Genomic DNA, 17,734 nt, shown 5'->3' with positions numbered 1-17,734 from the left:
ACCCCGACTACAGCGTCGACCGCAGCCACTGCTCCACGCTGGCCACATGCACCGTCGCCCACGCCCGCGCGGCCTCCGCGTCGCGGTCCCGCAGCGCCGAGACGATCGCCCGGTGCTCATGCAGCGTGCGGCTCACCGCGTCCTCCTGGGTCAGACCGCGCCAGACCCGGGCCCGGGTCGTCGGCCCCGAGAGCCCGTCGAGCAGTGAGCAGAGCACCGAGTTGCCGGACGACTGGACGATCCCGCGGTGGAACTCCAGATCGCAGGCCACCAGCTCCTCGACAGAGGGGTGGCTGCCCAGGGCGTCCAGCTGGGAGCTCAGCAGGTCCAGTTGCTCCTCGGTGATCCGGCTCGCCGCCATCGCGGTCGCGGCCGGCTCCAGGATCCGGCGGACCGCCAGGAACTCCAGCACCGTGTCGTCGCGGTGGAAGTCCACCACGAAGCTCAGCGCCTCCAGCAGCAGCTGCGGATCCAGACTGGTGACGTACGTGCCGTCGCCCTGGCGCACGTCGAGAATGCGGATGAGCGACAGAGCGCGCACCGCCTCCCGCAGTGAGTTGCGGGACAGGCCGAGCTCCGCGGCGAGTTCGCTCTCCTTGGGGAGACGATCGCCGGGCCGTAGCGCACCCGAGACGATCATTCCCTTGATCTTCTCGATGGCCTCGTCAGTGACAGCCATGGGCGACCTCCAGACATCCGATGTATCGCTCCATTATGCGTCCCCGACGGCGGCCCACAGTCCCTTCGGGGCAACCTCTGCGACGATGACCGCCGAGGCGCGGAGATTCACCCGGGTCCGTACACATACGTCCTTACGCATACGGGAGGGGGCGGCGTCCACGGATGGACGCCGCCCCCTCCCGGCCGGTCAGCTCCTGCGGTCGCCGAGCACGGACTCGACGCCGGCCCGGATCTCGTCCGTGGCCAGTCCCCGGATGGTCAGCGTCGTGCGGCGCCGCAGCACGTCGTCCGCCGTCTCGGCCCACTCGTGGTCGCGCGCGTAGGCGACCTGCGCCCAGATCTCCGGCGCGTCCGGGTGGATGCGCTCGGCGAGCACCGGGTCCTCGTTGGCCAGCCGGGCGATGTCGAAGGACAGCGAACCGTAGTGCGTGGCCAGGTGCCGTGCCGTGTCGGCGGACATCCGCGGTCCCGGCACGCCGCCGTCGGCCAGCAGCCGGTGCGCGACCGCGTTCGGGTTGGCGATCCCCGGCAGCGGGAGCTTCTTCGGCAGCCGGGCCATCGGCTCCATGTCCTCGGCCAGCGGGTGCCCGGGGAGCGCGGCCAGCTTGTTCATCACCGTCCGGCCGATGTGGCGGAACGTCGTCCACTTGCCGCCCGCGACCGACAGCATCCCGCCGCGGCCCTCCGTCACGACGGTCTCGCGCTTGGCCTTGGCCGTACCGCCGGGACCGCCCGGCAGCACCCGCAGACCAGCGAAGGAGTAAGTGATCAGATCCCGCGACAGCTGCTGGTCCCGGACCGAGAACGCCGCCTCGTCCAGGATCTGCGCGGTGTCCTTCTCGGTGACCGCGACATCCGCCGGATCGCCCTCGTACTCCTCGTCCGTCGTGCCGAGCAGCAGCATGTCCTCCCACGGCAGGGCGAACGTGATGCGGTACTTGTCGATCGGGGTGGCGAGCGCGGCCTTCCAGGGGCGGGTCCGCCTGAGCACCAGGTGCGCGCCCTTGGACAGGCGTATGGAAGGCGCCGCGTCCGGGTTCTCCATCTTGCGCAGGTGGTCGACCCACGGCCCGGTGGCGTTCAGCACCAGACGGGCGTTGATCCCGAACTCCGTACCGTCCACGGCGTCCCGCAGATCGGCACCGGTCACCCGGCCCCTGGTGAAGCGGAGCCCGGTGACGGCAGCGTGGTTCAGCACGGCGGCGCCCGCCTCGACGGCCGCGCGGACCGTCATCAGCGCCATCCGCGCGTCGTTCATCTGGTCGTCGCCGTAGACCGCGACGGCCTTCAGGTTGTCGGTCCGCAGCTCCGGAACATCGCGCTGCGCCTTCGCCGGGCTGATCACGTGGCCGACGCCGTCACCGAAGGCGGAGAGCGCCGAGTACGCGAACACGCCCGCGCCGAGCTTGGCGGCGCCGTGCGGCCCGCCCTTGTAGACCGGCAGGTAGAAGGTGAGCGGGTTGGCGAGGTGCGGGGCCACCTGACGGGACACCGCACGCCGCTCGAAGTGGTTCTCCGCGACCAGCTTCACCGCGCCGGTCTGCAGGTAGCGCAGACCGCCGTGGAGCAGCTTGGAGGAGGCGGAGGAGGTGGCGCCGGCGAAGTCACCGGCGTCCACCAGAGCCACCCGCAGTCCGGACTGCGCGGCGTGCCAGGCGGTGGAGATGCCCAGGATGCCGCCGCCGATCACCAGGAGGTCGTACGTCGCCTTGGAAAGCTGCTCCCGGGTCTCGGCGCGGCTCGGAAGGGAGCCGGAGGCCGGATGCGTCCCGAGGGCGGGGACGCTCTGCAGGGTGGTCATGTATCTCTACTCCTCGTCTTCGAGCCAGTCCATGGTCCGCTGTACGGCCTTGAGCCAGCTCTTGTACTCGCGGTCGCGGGTGTCCGCGTCCATGCGGGGGGTCCACTCGGCGGCCCGGCGCCAGTTGGCGCGCAGCGCGTCGGTGTCCGGCCAGAAGCCGACGGCGAGGCCGGCGGCGTAGGCGGCGCCGAGGCAGGTGGTCTCGGCGACCATGGGCCGCACCACGGGTGCGTCCAGGAAGTCGGCGAGGGTCTGCATCAGCAGGTTGTTGGAGGTCATGCCGCCGTCGACCTTGAGCGCGGTCAGCTCGACGCCGGAGTCCTTGGTCATGGCGTCGCTGATCTCGCGGGTCTGCCAGGCGGTGGCCTCCAGTACGGCACGGGCGATATGCGCCTTGGTGACGTAGCGGGTGAGACCGGCGATGACGCCGCGGGCGTCGGGGCGCCAGTACGGGGCGAACAGTCCGGAGAAGGCGGGCACGAAGTACGCGCCGCCGTTGTCCTCGACCGACAGGGCCAGGGTCTCGATCTCGGCCGCGGACTGGATCAGGCCCATCTGGTCGCGCATCCACTGCACCAGCGAACCGGTGACGGCGATCGACCCCTCCAGGGCGTAGACCGGCTTCTGGTCGCCGATCTGGTAGCCGACCGTGGTCAGCAGCCCGTTGTAGGAGTTGACGGGCGTCTCGCCGGTGTTCAGCAGCATGAAGGTGCCGGTGCCGTACGTGGACTTCGCCTCGCCCTCGGCGAAACACGTCTGGCCGAACAGCGCGGCCTGCTGGTCACCGAGCGCGGAGGCGACCGGCACACCGTCGAGCACGCCGCCCTTGGCGTGGCCGTAGACCTCGGCGGAGGACCGGATCTCGGGCAGCACCGCGGCCGGGATGCCGATGGACGAGAGGATCTTGTCGTCCCACTCCATGCGGTGCAGGTTCATCAGGAGGGTGCGCGAGGCGTTGGTGACGTCGGTGACGTGCACACCGCCCTCGGTGCCGCCGGTCAGGTTCCAGATGACCCAGGAGTCCATGGTGCCGAAGAGGATGTCGCCGCGCTCGGCCCGCTCGCGCAGCCCCTCGACGTTGTCGAGCAGCCAGCGGACCTTGGGCCCGGCGAAGTACGAGGCGAGCGGCAGGCCCGTCTCACGGCGGAAGCGGTCCTGGCCCACGTTGCGGCCGAGTTCCTTGCAGAGCGCGTCGGTGCGGGTGTCCTGCCAGACGAGGGCGTTGTGGACGGGCTCGCCGGTGTTCTTGTCCCACATCAGGGTGGTCTCGCGCTGGTTGGTGATGCCGATCGCCTTCACGTCGGCGGCGGTGATGCCCGCCTTGACGATGGCGCTCGCCACTACCTCCTGCACGTTCTCCCAGATCTCGGTCGCGTTGTGCTCGACCCAGCCCGGCTTCGGGAAGATCTGCTCGTGCTCCTTCTGGTCGACCGAGACGATCCGGCCGTCCTTGTCGAAGACGATGCAGCGGCTGGAGGTGGTGCCCTGGTCGATGGCCGCGATGAACGGCCCGGTTCCGTGGGTGCCGGTGGTAGGTGCGTCGGTCACGGTGTGCTCCCGGAGGTCTGTGAGGGTCTTGGGGTTACGGCTCTGGGCCCGGTGTCTCACGCGAAGGCGAGGTTGTAGAGCCCGCCCGCGAGTGCGCCGCCGACGAGGGGGCCGACGACCGGGATCCATGCGTAGCCCCAGTCGGAACCGCCCTTGTTCGGCAGCGGAAGCAGCGCGTGCACGATGCGCGGACCGAGGTCGCGGACCGGGTTGATCGCGTAACCCGTCGGCCCGCCGAGCGAGAGGCCGATGGCGACGACGACCAGGGCGGTGATCAGCGCGCCGAGCGCGCCGAGGCCGTTGCCGTTGTCGTTGAGGCCCTGGGTCAGGATCGCCAGCACCAGGACGACCGTCGCGATGATCTCGGTGACGACGTTCTGCACGGCGTTGCGGATCTCAGGACCGGTCGAGAAAATGCCGAGAACCGGTCCGGCCTTGGGGGCAGAAGCCTGGTCCACCATGCCCTCTTCGCCCAGGTGCGCCTTCAGGATCTCCGGATCCGTCAGATGCGCCCGGAACTGCCCGTAGTACGTCAGCCAGACCAGCACCGCGCCGATCATCGCGCCGAGGAGCTGGGACGCCAGGTAGAGCGGTACGTCGCTCCACTTGGTGCCGCCCTCGATCGCCAGACCGATGGTGACCGCCGGGTTGAGGTGGGCGCCGGAAACGCCGCCCGCGATATACGCGCCGGTCAGGACCGCGAAGCCCCACCCGAACGTGACCGCCAGCCAGCCGGCGTTCTGTGCCTTCGAGTGCTTGAGGGTGACGGCGGCACAGACACCGGCGCCGAGCAGAATGAGTACGGCGGTACCGATGGTCTCGCCGATGAAGATGTCGGAGCTGGACACCCGCGACTCCTTTGTCCTTCGTCCAGGAAGCCGAACCCCGGGTCCCTCCGGTGGTCCGCGCCCTCATGTGAGGGCGTTACCGGCCCTTGGCACTGTCACACCCTAACGCTTGTTTCCGTTAGACGTTCGACAATGCCGACCGGTGCACGGCAGTGTTTCTCTCAGGTGAATGGGGCGTCAAGGGGTCTGTGGCCTACAACTCGATCGTGGGACCCATATCCGATGATTCCTTACGGAGCTCAGAAGCGCCTGGCGCCCAGATCCCGGGAGACCGCGCGGGCGCAGTCGCGTACCGCGGCGACCAGGTCGGGCCTGAGTCCGCCGTCCACGCAGACCCGCTCCACCGCACCGGTCACGGCCACGGCGCCGACCGGCATCCGGCGCCGGTCGTGGATGGGGGCGGCCACCGCGGCCACGCCCTCCCACGTCTCCTCCATGTCGGCCGCCCAGCCGCGCGCGCGGATCAGGTCGAGCATCGACTCGAACTCCTGCGGATCGGTGACGGTGCGGGGCGTGAACGACTGCCGTTCGGCCTCCATGGCCTCCGTGTGCGCCACCGGGTCGTAGGCGGCCAGCACCTTGCCCAGGGCCGTGGAGTGCAGCGGCTGCATGGCCCCGACCTCCAGGACCTGCCGGCTGTCGTCGGGCCGGAAGACGTGGTGGACGATGAGGACGCCACGCTGGTGCAGTACGCCCAGATGGGTGCTTTCACCGCTGGACCGGGCCAGGTCGTCCGTCCAGACCAGCGCGCGGGACCGCAGCTCGTGGACGTCCAGATAGCTGTTGCCCAGGCGCAGCAGCTCGGCGCCGAGCTGGTAGCGGCCGGAGGTGTCGTCCTGTTCGACGAAGCCCTCGTGCTGGAGCGTGCGCAGGATGCCGTGGGCGGTGCCCTTGGCCAGGCCCAGCGAGGAGGCGATGTCGGAGAGTCCCAGTCGCCGCTCGCCGCCCGCCAGCAGTCGCAGCATCGCGGCCGCCCGCTCCAGCGACTGGATGTTCTTGGCCATCGCGCCGTACTCCTCCACTGTGGTTCGACAATGCTGAACACTATCGGTCGATGCCGACCCGTGCTCGATCGCAGGAGAAGTCTGCGGCACCCCGCCGGTCCGGACAGCCCCCGGAACAGCATGCCGTCCGATTCGTGGGACAGAGTGACGGCTCAGGACGCCGCCCGGCTAGGCTGGCCAGGTGCGCCTTCCGCCGAAGCCGCAAAGCCGACAGCCGTCGCATCCCAGGGAGTACATCCATGGCCCCGTCGCCGACCCCTTCCGCCGACAGCAGGACCCGATCCGCAGCACTCCGTGAAGCGCTCGCCACCCGGGTGGTGGTGGCCGATGGCGCGATGGGCACCATGCTCCAGGCCCAGGACCCCACGCTCGAGGACTTCGAGAACCTCGAAGGCTGCAACGAGATCCTGAATCTCACCCGGCCGGACATCGTGCGTTCGGTGCACGAGGAGTACTTCGCGGTCGGCGTGGACTGCGTGGAGACGAACACCTTCGGCGCGAACCACTCGGCGGCGAACGAGTACGAGATCGCCGACCGCATCCACGAACTGTCCGAGTCGGGCGCCCGCATCGCCCGCGAGGTCGCCGACGAGTTCGCGGCCAAGGACGGCCGCCAGCGCTGGGTCCTCGGCTCGGTGGGCCCCGGCACCAAGCTGCCCTCGCTCGGCCACATCGCGTACGACGTGCTGCGCGACGGCTACCAGAAGAACGCCGAGGGCCTGCTCGCCGGCGGCGCGGATGCCCTGATCGTGGAGACCACGCAGGACCTGCTGCAGACCAAGTCCAGCCTGATCGGCGCGCGCCGGGCGATGGACGCCCTGGGCGTCGACGTGCCGCTGATCTGCTCGCTCGCCTTCGAGACGACCGGCGTCATGCTGCTCGGCTCGGAGATCGGCGCCGCCCTGACGGCTCTGGAGCCGCTGGGTATCGACCTGATCGGCCTGAACTGCTCGACGGGCCCGGCCGAGATGAGCGAGCACCTGCGCTATCTGGCCCGGCACTCGCGTACCCCGCTGATGTGCATGCCGAACGCGGGCCTGCCCGTGCTGACCAAGGACGGCGCGCACTTCCCGCTCGGCCCCGAGGGTCTGGCGGACGCGCAGGAAGCCTTCGTGACCGACTACGGTCTGTCCCTGATCGGCGGGTGCTGCGGTACGACGCCGGAGCACCTGCGCCAGGTCGTCGACCGGGCCCGTGACCTCACCCCCGCCGTCCGCGACCCGCGCCCCGAGCCCGGCGCCGCCTCGCTCTACCAGACGGTGCCGTTCCGGCAGGACACCTCGTACCTGGCGATCGGTGAGCGGACGAATGCCAACGGGTCGAAGAAGTTCCGCGAGGCGATGCTGGAGGCCCGCTGGGACGACTGCGTGGAGATGGCCCGCGACCAGATCCGCGAGGGCGCGCACATGCTCGACCTCTGCGTCGACTACGTCGGCCGCGACGGGGTCGCGGACATGGAGGAGCTGGCCGGCCGGTTCGCGACCGCCTCCACCCTGCCGATCGTGCTGGACTCCACGGAGCTGCCGGTGCTGCGGGCCGGTCTGGAGAAGCTCGGCGGCCGTGCGGTGCTGAACTCGGTGAACTACGAGGACGGTGACGGGCCCGAGTCGCGGTTCGTGAAGGTCACGCAGCTGGCCGCCGAGCACGGCGCCGCGCTGATCGCGCTGACCATCGACGAGGAGGGCCAGGCCCGTACCGTCGAGCACAAGGTCGCCATCGCGGAGCGGCTCATCGCGGATCTGACCGGCAACTGGGGCATCCAGGAGTCGGACATCCTCATCGACTGCCTCACCTTCACCATCTGCACCGGGCAGGAGGAGTCGCGGGGCGACGGCATCGCGACGATCGGGGCGATCCGTGAGCTCAAGAAGCGCCACCCCGACGTGCAGACGACGCTGGGCCTGTCCAACATCTCCTTCGGTCTCAACCCGGCCGCCCGCGTCGTCCTGAACTCGGTCTTCCTCGACGAGTGCGTGAAGGCCGGACTCGATTCCGCGATCGTGCACGCGTCGAAGATCCTGCCGATCGCCCGGCTGGACGAGGAGCAGTTCAAGGCAGCTCACGACCTGATCTACGACCGCCGCGCCGAGGGCTACGACCCGCTGCAGAAGCTCATGGAGCTCTTCGAGGGCGTCAACATGAAGTCGATGAAGGCGGGCAAGGCCGAGGAACTCCTCGCCCTGCCGCTGGACGAGCGTCTCCAGCGCCGGATCATCGACGGCGAGAAGAAGGGCCTGGAGACCGACCTCGACGAGGCCCTGCAGACCCGTCCCGCTCTCGACATCGTCAACGACACCCTGCTGGAGGGCATGAAGGTCGTCGGTGAGCTGTTCGGCTCCGGGCAGATGCAGCTGCCGTTCGTGCTCCAGTCCGCCGAGGTCATGAAGAGCGCGGTGGCCCACCTGGAACCGCACATGGAGAAGTCGGACGCCGAGGGCAAGGGCACCATCGTGCTGGCCACCGTCCGCGGCGACGTCCACGACATCGGCAAGAATCTCGTCGACATCATCCTGTCCAACAACGGCTACAACGTCGTCAACATCGGCATCAAGCAGCCCGTCTCCGCGATCCTGGAAGCCGCAGAGGAGAATCGCGCCGACGTCATCGGCATGTCCGGTCTCCTGGTCAAGTCCACCGTGATCATGAAGGAGAACCTCCAGGAGCTCAACCAGCGCAAGCTGGCCGCCGAGTACCCCGTCATCCTCGGCGGCGCGGCCCTCACCCGCGCCTACGTCGAGCAGGATCTGCACGAGATCTACGAGGGCGAGGTCCGCTACGCCCGCGACGCCTTCGAGGGGCTGCGCCTGATGGACGCCCTCATCGGGGTCAAGCGCGGCGTCCCCGGCGCCACCCTCCCCGAACTCAAGCAGCGGCGCGTGCCCAAGCGGGAGACCGCGGTGCTGGAGGTCGAGGAGCCGGAGGAGGGTGTCCGCTCCGACGTGTCCGTCGACAACCCGGTGCCCACCCCGCCGTTCTGGGGCACCCGGGTCATCAAGGGCATCCAGCTCAAGGAGTACGCCTCCTGGCTCGACGAGGGCGCCCTCTTCAAGGGGCAGTGGGGCCTCAAGCAGGCCCGCGCCGGTGACGGACCGACGTACGAGGAACTGGTCGAGACCGAGGGCCGCCCGCACCTGCGCGGCTGGCTCGACAAGCTGCACACCGAGAACCTGCTGGAGGCCGCCGTCGTCTACGGCTACTTCCCCTGCGTCTCCAAGGGCGACGACCTGATCCTGCTCCACGAGGACGGCTCGGAGCGCACCCGTTTCACCTTCCCGCGCCAGCGCCGCGGCCGCCGCCTCTGCCTCGCCGACTTCTTCCGCCCGGAGGAGTCCGGCGAGACGGACGTGATCGGCCTCCAGGTCGTCACCGTCGGATCGCGGATCGGCGGCGAGACCGCCAAGCTCTTCGAGGCCAACGCCTACCGCGACTACCTGGAACTGCACGGGCTCTCCGTCCAGCTGGCCGAGGCGCTCGCCGAGTACTGGCACGCCCGGGTCCGCTCGGAGCTGGGCTTCGCCGGGGAGGACCCGGCCGACGTCGAGGACATGTTCGCGCTGAAGTACCGGGGCGCGCGCTTCTCCCTCGGCTACGGCGCCTGCCCCGACCTGGAGGACCGGGCGAAGATCGCGGACCTGCTCCAGCCCGAGCGGATCGGCGTGCACCTCTCCGAGGAGTTCCAGCTGCACCCGGAGCAGTCCACCGACGCGATCGTCATCCACCACCCGGAGGCGAAGTACTTCAACGCGCGGTAGGGCTCCGTTCAACGCGTGGTAGCCGGACGAGTCGTACACTGGTCGGTCCAGTGCAGGCCGGTCACCGTCCCTCAGGGGAACGGTGGCCGGCCTTCTCGCCCCTCATGAAAGGTGTGCCGGATGACCAGTACGATTCCCGCGTCCTTGACCCGTACGGCCGAGGGTGCGGCCCTGCAGGCCGTGCTTCTCGACATGGACGGCACCCTGGTCGACACCGAGGGCTTCTGGTGGGACGTCGAGAAGGAGGTCTTCGCCGACCTCGGGCACACCCTGGACGAGGCGTGGCGTGAGGTGGTCGTCGGCGGCCCGATGACCCGCAGCGCCGGATACCTGATCGAGTCCACGGGCGCCGACATCACACTTCCCGAGCTGACCGTGCTGCTCAACGACCGTTTCGAGAAGCGCATCGGCCTCGGTGCGCCGCTGATGCCCGGAGCGGCCCGGCTGCTGGCCGAGCTGGGCCGGCACCGGATCCCCACCGCCCTGGTCTCGGCCTCGCACCGGCGGATCATCGACCGGGTGCTGGACTCGGTGGGCCACCATCACTTCGGGCTGACCGTCGCGGGCGACGAGGTCACCCGGACGAAGCCGCACCCGGAGCCGTATCTCACCGCCGCGCGCGGCTTCGGGGCCGATCCCCGGCTCTGCGCGGTCATCGAGGACACCGCGACCGGGGTGGCCGCGGCGGAGGCCGCCGGGTGCCGGGTGGTCGCCGTGCCGTCGGTGTCACCGATCGCCCCCGCCCCCGGCCGGGTCGTCGTGAGTTCCCTCGAAGAAGTCGACCTCGCATTTCTCAGGGGCCTGGTCACGGGAATGCGTTGAGCCGTACACCGAGAGTATTTCTGTGAATGAATGGAGAATCTCTCGGTACGGGACGTGCAGTTCCTGTCGCACTCACGTGTAAGCAAGTCGAGTGCATGTCAATACCTGGAACCGCTCACCCTGTTTCCATTGAAGTGACCTTCGTCACCCGAATGGCCGGTAATGTGTTCGGGAGATTCACCTGGCTGTCCGTTTTGGCGTACCCAAGTGTCCTGGTTCATGAATCCCTGTACGAATCATTCCGGCATCCGGGAAACTGTGCTCCCCGCATGCCCGTGACCACCTGATTACGTATCGGACGGCTCCGGTCCGGCATTGCCGATGACGCCTACTAATGTCGTTTTCTCCATGACCGGATGAGGGAGAACGTCCACGATGAACCGCAAGACACTGGTGCTGCCGGCCGTGGTCGGCCTGCTCGCGCCCGTACTCGCCGCCTGCGGCGCGTCGGACGGTGGGAGCGATGGCAGCGGCGCCATCGTTGTCGGCACCACGGACCGGTTCGTCGGCTCGAAGGACGCCCCCGCACCGCTCGACCCCGCCATCGGCTACGAGGCCGGCGTCTGGAACGTGCTGCGGCAGACCGTGCAGACCCTGATGCACGTCCCGCGCGGCGGCGGCGAGCCGGTACCGGAGGCCGCCGAGAGCTGCACCTTCACCGACACGGAGAACGAGAGCTACCGCTGCAAGCTGCGCAGCGGCCTCGAATTCGCCGACGGCAGCGCGGTCACCGCGGAGGACGTCAAGTACTCCATCGACCGCGTCATCCGCATCAAGTCCACCAATGGACCCGTCGCGCTCCTCGACAACATCGACACCGTCGAGACCAAGGGCGAGCGCGAGGTCATATTCCATCTCCGGACCTCGGACGCGACCTTCCCCTACAAGCTCGCCACCCCGCCCGCCGGAATAATCCAGCCCGCCAAATACCCGGCGGGCTCCCCGCGCGACGGATTCCAGGTGGACGGCTCGGGACCGTACACGATGAAGCCGGAAGTGAAGAACGATCAGGTTGTGAAAGTCGTCTTCACGAAGAATCCCCATTACAAGGGGGATCTCAAGGTGCTGAACGACAAGGTGGAACTCGATCTCTTCCCCGACGCCACCGCCATGGGCAGGGCGCTCGACGACAAGAAGATCGACATGATGACCCGCACCATGTCGCCCGAGCAGTCGCAGAAGATGCTGGAGCACCCCCGGGACGGCATCAAGCTGACCGAGATGCCCGGCCTCGCCATCAGCTACCTCGGATTCGACACCGAAAACCCCGCCGTGAAGAACAAAGCGGTCCGCCAGGCCATGGCCCAGGTCATCGACCGGGGCCAGATCGCGAGCGAGGTGTACGGCACCACGGCCGAACCGCTGTACTCGCTGATCCCGTCCAGCATCGCCGGACACACCAACTCGTTCTTCAACAAGTACGGCGAGCCCAGCACGGCCAAGGCCGCCGCGATCCTGCGCGATGCCGGGATCCGCACCCCGGTGAAGTTCACCCTGCACTACACGACCGACCACTACGGCGACGCCACCGCGGCCGAGTTCAGGACCCTGCGCGAGCAGCTCAACGGCACGGGCCTGTTCGACGTGACCGTCGAGGGCACCCCCTGGGAGAAGTACCGCCCGGCCGAACTGCGCGGCGAGTACGCCGTCTACGGCATGGGCTGGTTCCCCGACTTCCCGGACCCGGACAACTACACGGCGCCGTTCCTCGACAGGAACAACTTCCTCAACTCGCCCTACAAGTCGGCTCTCGCCCGGAAGACGCTCATCCCGCAGTCCCGCCGCGAGGCCGACCGCAGCGTCGCCGCCAAGACCTTCAAGCAGCTCCAGGACATCGTCGCGGAGGACGTCCCGGTCCTCCCCGTCTGGCAGGGGAAGCAGTACGTCGCCTCCCTCGACGGCCTCACCGGCGTGGAGTGGGCGGTCAACTCCTCCGCCGACCTCCAGCTCTGGGAACTGGGCCGCGGCACCGACTGAGCCCCGGACCGTGCCCCGGATCCAACCCCCGGCGGTCGTCCGGCGGGGTCACTGGGCGCCGGGACGCACCAGCCCGCTCTCGTAGGCGTACACCGCCGCCTGCACCCGGTCACGCAGTCCCAGCTTCGTCAGCACATGGCCCACATGCGTCTTGACCGTCGTCTCACTGACGAAGAGGTCGGCGGCGATCTCGGCATTGGACAGGCCGCGCGCCACCAGCTTCAGGACCTCCACCTCGCGGTCCGTCAACGTGTTGAGGGTGTCCGGAACCGGCTCCTCGCCGGACGGCAGATGGTCCGCGTACTTGTCCAGCAGCCGGCGCGTGATACTCGGGGCGAGCATCGCCTCGCCGCCCGCGACCACCCGGATCGCCTGCACCAGCTCATTGGCCGGGGCGTCCTTCAGCAGGAAACCACTGGCACCCGCGCGCAGCGCCTCCACCACGTACTCGTCGAGATCGAACGTCGTGAGCACCAGCACCTTCGCCGGACCGTCCTTGCCGGGGCCGCTGATCTGGCGCGTCGCCTCCACACCGTCCATCCGCGGCATCCGGATGTCCATCAGCACCACATCGGGCTGCAGCGCCCGCACCTGGTCGATAGCCTGGAGACCGTCACCGGCCTCACCCACCACCGCGAGATCACCCTCAGCCTCCAGAATCATCCGGAAGCCGGTGCGCAGCAGGGGTTGGTCATCAACCAGTAGGACGCGGATCGCCACGGAGTCTCCTTAAGGTCCTTCGAGGGCCACAGGCCGGCCGGCCTCAGCGCGGACCGGGTCCATTCTGCCCTGGACGTCCTGATCGGGCTCCGCCGGGCGTACCGACAGCGGATAGACCGGGGGAGTACCACCGAATTCGGGACAGAGCGCCTGGTGGTCGCACCAGCCGCACAGCTTCGTCGGCCGCGGCCGCCACTCACCGGTCTCCGTGGCCAGCGAGATCGCCTCCCAGAGGGCCAGCAGCTTGCGCTCCACCCGCTCCAGATCCGCCACCACCGGGTCGTACGTCAGCACGTCCCCACTGCCGAGGTACACCAGCTGCAGGCGGCGCGGCACCACACCCTTCAGCCGCCAGATGACCAGCGCGTAGAACTTCATCTGGAAGAGGGCACCCTCCGCGTACTCCGGACGCGGCGCCTTCCCCGTCTTGTAGTCGACGATCCGGACATCACCGGCCGGTGTCACGTCGATCCGGTCGATCACCCCGCGCAGCCGCAGCCCGGAGTCCAGCTCCGTCTCGACGAAGAGCTCCCGCTCGGCCGGCTCCAGCCGCGTCGGATCCTCCAGCGAGAACCAGCGCTCCACGAGCCGCTCCGCCTCCGACAGCCACCGCGACAGCCGCTCACCCCGCGGATCCTCCGCGAACAGCTCCGACAGCTCAGGCTTCGACTCCAGCAGCCGGTCCCACTGGCCGGGGATCAGCGCCGTGGCCCGGCCGGCCGTCCGCTCCGTCGCCGGATTGTCGAACAGCCGCTCCAGCACCGCATGGACCAGCGTGCCCCGGGTAGCCGCCTCACTGGGCTTCTGCGGCAGCTTGTCGATGACCCGGAAGCGGTACAGCAGGGGACACTGCATGAAGTCGCTCGCCCGCGACGGCGAAAGGGACGAGGGCGGCTGAGGCGGCCGCGGCACTGAGGTCATGACGAAGACCCTACGACCCGCCACTGACAACAACCGGCATACCATCGACCACAGACCCCCGAACACTGCATGATCGTGCCGGACGGCACCGACCGAAGGGACCTCGTGGACGAGAGCGGCAACAGCGGGCGGCCGCAGCCCGGCGAAGGGGGATCGGACCCCGCCGCCGGCCCCGGCAAGGGCAAACCGCCGCGCCGCGAAGAGCCCGGAGGCGGCATCCTGATGGGCCGCCCCTTCGGAGTACCCGTCTACGTCGCACCGAGCTGGTTCCTCGTCGCGGCCCTGATCACCTGGGTCTTCGGCGGCCAGCTCGACCGGGTGCTGCCCGGCCTCGGCGCGGCGCGCTACCTCGTCGCGCTCTTCTTCGCCATCGCCTTCTACGCCTCCGTGCTCGTCCACGAACTCGCGCACACCGTGGTCGCACTGCGTTACAAACTGCCGGTACGCCGCATCCAGCTCCAGTTCTTCGGCGGCGTCTCCGAGATCGAGAAGGAAACCGAGACCCCCGGCCGCGAATTCGTCCTCGCCTTCGTCGGCCCGCTGCTCTCCCTCGTCCTGGCCGGTCTTTTCTACATCCCGCTGAACTTCGTCGAACGCGGCACCGTCCCCGGAGTGCTCCTTGGCGGACTGATGATCTCCAACCTCATCGTCGCCGTCTTCAACCTGCTGCCCGGCCTCCCGCTCGACGGCGGCCGGATGCTCCGCGCCGTCGTCTGGAAGATCACCGGCCGCCCGATGAGCGGCACCGTCGCCGCCGCCTGGGTCGGCCGCGCCCTCGCCGTCAGCACCCTCATCGGCCTCCCCCTCCTCACCCGCACCGGGTCCTTCGGCAACGACACCGACAGCCTCAGCGGCATGGACACCGTCATCGACGCCTTGCTCGCCGCGGTCCTCGCCGCCATCATCTGGACCGGAGCGGGCAACAGCCTGCGCATGGCCCGGCTCCGCGAGCACCTGCCCGACCTGCGCGCCCGCGCCCTCACCAGGCGCGCGGTACCGGTCGAGGCCGCCACCCCGCTCTCCGAGGCGCTGCGGCGCGCCAACGAGGCGGGCGCCCGCGCCCTCGTCGTCGTCGACGGAAGCGGCGATCCCAAGGCCGTCGTCCGGGAGGCCGCCATCGTCGCCGTCCCCGAACACCGCCGCCCCTGGGTCGCCGTCAGCGGCCTGGCCCAGGACCTCACCGACGGCATGAAGGTCTCCGCCGAACTCGCCGGCGAAGCCCTCCTGGACCGGCTCAAGGCCAGCCCCGCCACCGAGTACCTCGTCGTCGAGGACACCGGTGAGATCTACGGCGTGCTGTCCACGGCCGACGTCGAACGCGCATTCGTCGCCGCCATGGCCCGACCCGCCGCCTGACCCCGCGCCCGCACCCGGACACGCGGTCGGAGCCCACGGAAACACCGGTACGCTGGTCACATGTCTGAACCGACCGGTGCCGCCCGCCGACGTGGGCCCTTCAAGGTCGGGGACCAGGTCCAGCTCACCGATCCCAAGGGACGCCACTACACCTTCACGCTCGAAGCCGGAAAGAACTTCCACACCCACAAGGGTTCTTTCTCGCACGACGAGCTGATCGGTGCTCCCGAAGGCAGTGTTGTCCGCACCACGGGGAACGTCGTCTACCTCGCGCTGCGCCCCCTGCTCCCCGACTACGTCCTGTCCATGCCCCGCGGCGCCGCCGTGGTCTACCCCAAGGACGCGGGGCAGATCCTGGCCTTCGGCGACATCTTCCCCGGCGCCCGCGTCGTGGAGGCCGGCGTGGGATCCGGCGCCCTCTCCACCTTCCTGCTCCGCGCCATCGGTGAGCAGGGCATGCTGCACTCCTACGAGCGCCGCGAGGACTTCGCCGAGATCGCCCAGCAGAACGTCGAGCGCTACTTCGGCAGCCCGCACCCCGCCTGGCAGCTCACCGTCGGAGACCTCCAGGACAACCTGACGGAGACCGACGTCGACCGCGTCGTCCTGGACATGCTCGCGCCCTGGGAGTGCCTGGACGCCGTCTCCAAGGCGCTCGTCCCGGGCGGCATCCTCTGCGCGTACGTGGCGACCACCACCCAGCTCTCCCGCACGGTCGAGTCCATCCGTGAGATCGGCTGCTTCGCGGAACCGCAGCCCTGGGAATCGATGATCCGCAACTGGCATGTCGAGGGCCTCGCCGTCCGCCCGGACCACCGGATGATCGGCCACACCGGCTTCCTCGTCACCGCCCGCCGGCTGGCCGACGGGGTCCAGGCCCCGCCGCGCCGCCGCCGCCCCTCCAAGGGCGCCTACGGCGACGACTACAGCGGACCCGGCAGCCAGAGCGGCACCGCCGCCGGCTGACCCGGCAACGCGTTCGCGCCGCCGCCGAGTTCCCGGGCAGACCCGGGAACTCGGCGGCGGCGCCTCTTCGTTGTGTCCGGTACCGGCGCACCGCGGGCGGGCAATCCCCGGGACCCCACCGTTCCGCTGATGTGTGAGGTGTGGCACGATGCTGGCCACTCGCCACCCGGCCGCCGACACCCTGCCGACGGCACTGCCTCTCAGGCATTCCGCACCAAAGGAACCACAGGAGACATCCCGCGTGCAGACCTCCGCGCTCCCGGACCTCGCGCACACCGACAGCACGACGCTGCACTGGCTCGCCACCGCGGCTGCCATGGCCGCCGTCGTCGCGGCAGCCGGCCTGCTCCAGCCCGACACGGCCGCCTCTGCCTCCACCACGCCCCACCGCACCGCGGTGCAGCACGGCACGGCCCCCGTGGCCCCGCCCGACCCCGCCCGCGCGGCGTTCCCCCTGAAGTGCGGCGACACCGGCAACACGGTCGCCAAGGAGGCCCCCGGAGACCTCGACGGCGACGGCCGCCCGGAAACCGTCGCGGTGGTCCACTGCGCGGCCGGACTGGGCACACCGCCCAGTGGCGTCTACGTCCTCACACAGGAGAGCGGGGCCGCACCCAGGATCGTCGCGACCCTGGTCGACCCCGCCCAGAAGATGAGCGTCGGTGACTTCACCGTGCGTGAGGGCATCGTCTCCGCGACGCTCCTCGGCTACTCCTCGTCCTCGGTCCCGTCCTGCTGCCCCGACAAGCAGGAGAAGGTCACCTGGCAGTGGCAGAACGGGGCCTTCGTGCGCAACAGCCTGTCCGACGACTCCGACGACTCCGACGGCTCGGCCGGCGGCAACGCCTGACGGTCGCCCCTCCCGCAGCCGCCGGCCGCTACGGCCGACGGTTCAGGCGGCCTCGGGACCGAAGACCTCGACCCTGTCCGAAACGCGTCGTACATGAATACAGTCGCCGGGACACTCCTTGGCCGAATCGACCACGTCCTGGAGAAGCGGCAACGGCACCGGGGTGGTCGCCCCCTTGTCCTGCAACAGCTCGTCCGCGTCGCTCTTCACATAGGCGAGTCCGTCGATGTCCAGCTCGAAGACCTCGGGCGCGTACTGCACACAGATGCCGTCCCCCGTGCAGAGGTCCTGATCGATCCAGACCTCCAGGTCCTGCGTGTCGCCACCGGTGGGAGCGTCCTGCTGCGCGGTCATTTCGCCTGCCGTTTCCTGCGTATCCGAACCAAAAAAAGCCAGCCCTGACGGGTGTTGAACACTTCGACGATACAACCGGCCGCTTTCCGATGTTGAAGGGTGGGTATTCCCCTGACACGAGGGAGAGCGCAAGG

Annotated in this window: 14 protein-coding genes; 6 read left to right on the top strand and 8 right to left on the bottom strand. The window is 69.3% G+C overall.

Annotated elements, in window-relative coordinates; translation table 11 throughout:
- Positions 1-7: 7 nt before the first annotated feature.
- The 5 genes from OG892_RS06880 to OG892_RS06860 all read right to left on the bottom strand — a co-directional run bounded on the left by OG892_RS06880 (position 8) and on the right by OG892_RS06860 (position 5,882).
- Entirely contained in the window at positions 8-679 is a 672-nt protein-coding gene (locus tag OG892_RS06880) for a FadR/GntR family transcriptional regulator (RefSeq protein WP_024490929.1), read from the bottom strand.
- A 189-nt stretch (positions 680-868) separates the two neighbouring features.
- Entirely contained in the window at positions 869-2,482 is a 1,614-nt protein-coding gene (locus OG892_RS06875) for a glycerol-3-phosphate dehydrogenase/oxidase (RefSeq protein WP_328867630.1), read from the bottom strand.
- 6 nt (positions 2,483-2,488) lie between these two features.
- Positions 2,489-4,030, bottom strand: coding sequence for a glycerol kinase GlpK (gene glpK / locus OG892_RS06870; protein ID WP_073737379.1), 1,542 nt, complete (start codon positions 4,028-4,030; stop codon positions 2,489-2,491).
- A gap of 56 nt (positions 4,031-4,086) precedes the next feature.
- Entirely contained in the window at positions 4,087-4,878 is a 792-nt protein-coding gene (locus OG892_RS06865; RefSeq protein ID WP_073737380.1) for an MIP/aquaporin family protein, read from the bottom strand.
- Between the two features lie 239 nt (positions 4,879-5,117).
- Positions 5,118-5,882: an IclR family transcriptional regulator gene (locus tag OG892_RS06860; protein ID WP_242436800.1), complete on the bottom strand. Its 765-nt coding sequence runs from the start codon at positions 5,880-5,882 to the stop codon at positions 5,118-5,120.
- A gap of 239 nt (positions 5,883-6,121) precedes the next feature.
- On the opposite strand from OG892_RS06860, the gene metH reads away from it, so the two are divergent.
- From metH to OG892_RS06845, 3 genes are all read left to right on the top strand, one after another.
- Positions 6,122-9,634, top strand: coding sequence for a methionine synthase (gene metH / locus OG892_RS06855; protein WP_073737382.1), 3,513 nt, complete (start codon positions 6,122-6,124; stop codon positions 9,632-9,634).
- A 120-nt stretch (positions 9,635-9,754) separates the two neighbouring features.
- Entirely contained in the window at positions 9,755-10,456 is a 702-nt protein-coding gene (locus tag OG892_RS06850) for an HAD family phosphatase (RefSeq protein ID WP_073737383.1), read from the top strand.
- A gap of 375 nt (positions 10,457-10,831) precedes the next feature.
- Positions 10,832-12,433 carry an ABC transporter substrate-binding protein gene (locus OG892_RS06845; RefSeq protein WP_371628693.1) on the top strand — a complete coding sequence of 534 codons (1,602 nt, stop codon included), beginning with the start codon at positions 10,832-10,834 and terminating at the stop codon, positions 12,431-12,433.
- Positions 12,434-12,481: 48 nt separating this feature from the next.
- Here the strand turns inward: OG892_RS06845 and OG892_RS06840 are convergent, their stop codons facing one another.
- Together OG892_RS06840 and OG892_RS06835 are read right to left on the bottom strand one after the other, a co-directional pair.
- Positions 12,482-13,153: a response regulator transcription factor gene (locus tag OG892_RS06840; protein WP_073737385.1), complete on the bottom strand. Its 672-nt coding sequence runs from the start codon at positions 13,151-13,153 to the stop codon at positions 12,482-12,484.
- 9 nt (positions 13,154-13,162) lie between these two features.
- Positions 13,163-14,008 (bottom strand): PD-(D/E)XK nuclease family protein, encoded by an 846-nt coding sequence (locus OG892_RS06835; RefSeq protein ID WP_242436801.1) that lies wholly within the window; start codon positions 14,006-14,008, stop codon positions 13,163-13,165.
- Positions 14,009-14,179: 171 nt separating this feature from the next.
- Between OG892_RS06835 and OG892_RS06830 the strand changes: the two genes are divergently transcribed.
- The 3 genes from OG892_RS06830 (at position 14,180) to OG892_RS06820 (ending at position 17,246) form a co-directional block, all read left to right on the top strand.
- Complete coding sequence (locus OG892_RS06830) at positions 14,180-15,430, top strand: site-2 protease family protein (protein ID WP_371631588.1); 1,251 nt, start codon at positions 14,180-14,182, stop codon at positions 15,428-15,430.
- 60 nt (positions 15,431-15,490) lie between these two features.
- The gene (locus tag OG892_RS06825) at positions 15,491-16,396 is read left to right on the top strand and encodes a tRNA (adenine-N1)-methyltransferase (protein WP_073737386.1); all 906 of its coding nucleotides are present in this window, start codon (positions 15,491-15,493) and stop codon (positions 16,394-16,396) included.
- Between the two features lie 241 nt (positions 16,397-16,637).
- A complete protein-coding gene (locus OG892_RS06820) occupies positions 16,638-17,246 on the top strand; it encodes a hypothetical protein (protein WP_371628692.1) in 609 nt (202 codons plus the stop codon).
- Positions 17,247-17,288: 42 nt separating this feature from the next.
- On the opposite strand, the gene OG892_RS06815 is transcribed toward OG892_RS06820, so the two are convergent.
- Positions 17,289-17,600 carry a ferredoxin gene (locus tag OG892_RS06815; RefSeq protein ID WP_073737388.1) on the bottom strand — a complete coding sequence of 104 codons (312 nt, stop codon included), beginning with the start codon at positions 17,598-17,600 and terminating at the stop codon, positions 17,289-17,291.
- Positions 17,601-17,734: the final 134 nt, after the last annotated feature.

Source organism: Streptomyces sp. NBC_00341, assembly GCF_041435055.1.
In the GTDB taxonomy this organism is placed as follows: domain Bacteria; phylum Actinomycetota; class Actinomycetes; order Streptomycetales; family Streptomycetaceae; genus Streptomyces.
This window is presented reverse-complemented; position numbering and strand designations above follow the sequence as displayed.

Bases quoted from the DNA above. Each gene is read 5' to 3' on its own strand.
- OG892_RS06835 (WP_242436801.1), bottom strand. From the start codon at position 14,008: ATGCAGTGTCCCCTGCTGTACCGCTTCCGGGTCATCGACAAGCTGCCG.
- OG892_RS06815 (WP_073737388.1), bottom strand. From the start codon at position 17,600: ATGACCGCGCAGCAGGACGCTCCCACCGGTGGCGACACGCAGGACCTG.
- OG892_RS06875 (WP_328867630.1), bottom strand. From the start codon at position 2,482: ATGACCACCCTGCAGAGCGTCCCCGCCCTCGGGACGCATCCGGCCTCC.
- OG892_RS06850 (WP_073737383.1), top strand. From the start codon at position 9,755: ATGACCAGTACGATTCCCGCGTCCTTGACCCGTACGGCCGAGGGTGCG.
- OG892_RS06860 (WP_242436800.1), bottom strand. From the start codon at position 5,882: ATGGCCAAGAACATCCAGTCGCTGGAGCGGGCGGCCGCGATGCTGCGA.
- OG892_RS06845 (WP_371628693.1), top strand. From the start codon at position 10,832: ATGAACCGCAAGACACTGGTGCTGCCGGCCGTGGTCGGCCTGCTCGCG.
- OG892_RS06880 (WP_024490929.1), bottom strand. From the start codon at position 679: ATGGCTGTCACTGACGAGGCCATCGAGAAGATCAAGGGAATGATCGTC.
- metH (WP_073737382.1), top strand. From the start codon at position 6,122: ATGGCCCCGTCGCCGACCCCTTCCGCCGACAGCAGGACCCGATCCGCA.
- OG892_RS06825 (WP_073737386.1), top strand. From the start codon at position 15,491: ATGTCTGAACCGACCGGTGCCGCCCGCCGACGTGGGCCCTTCAAGGTC.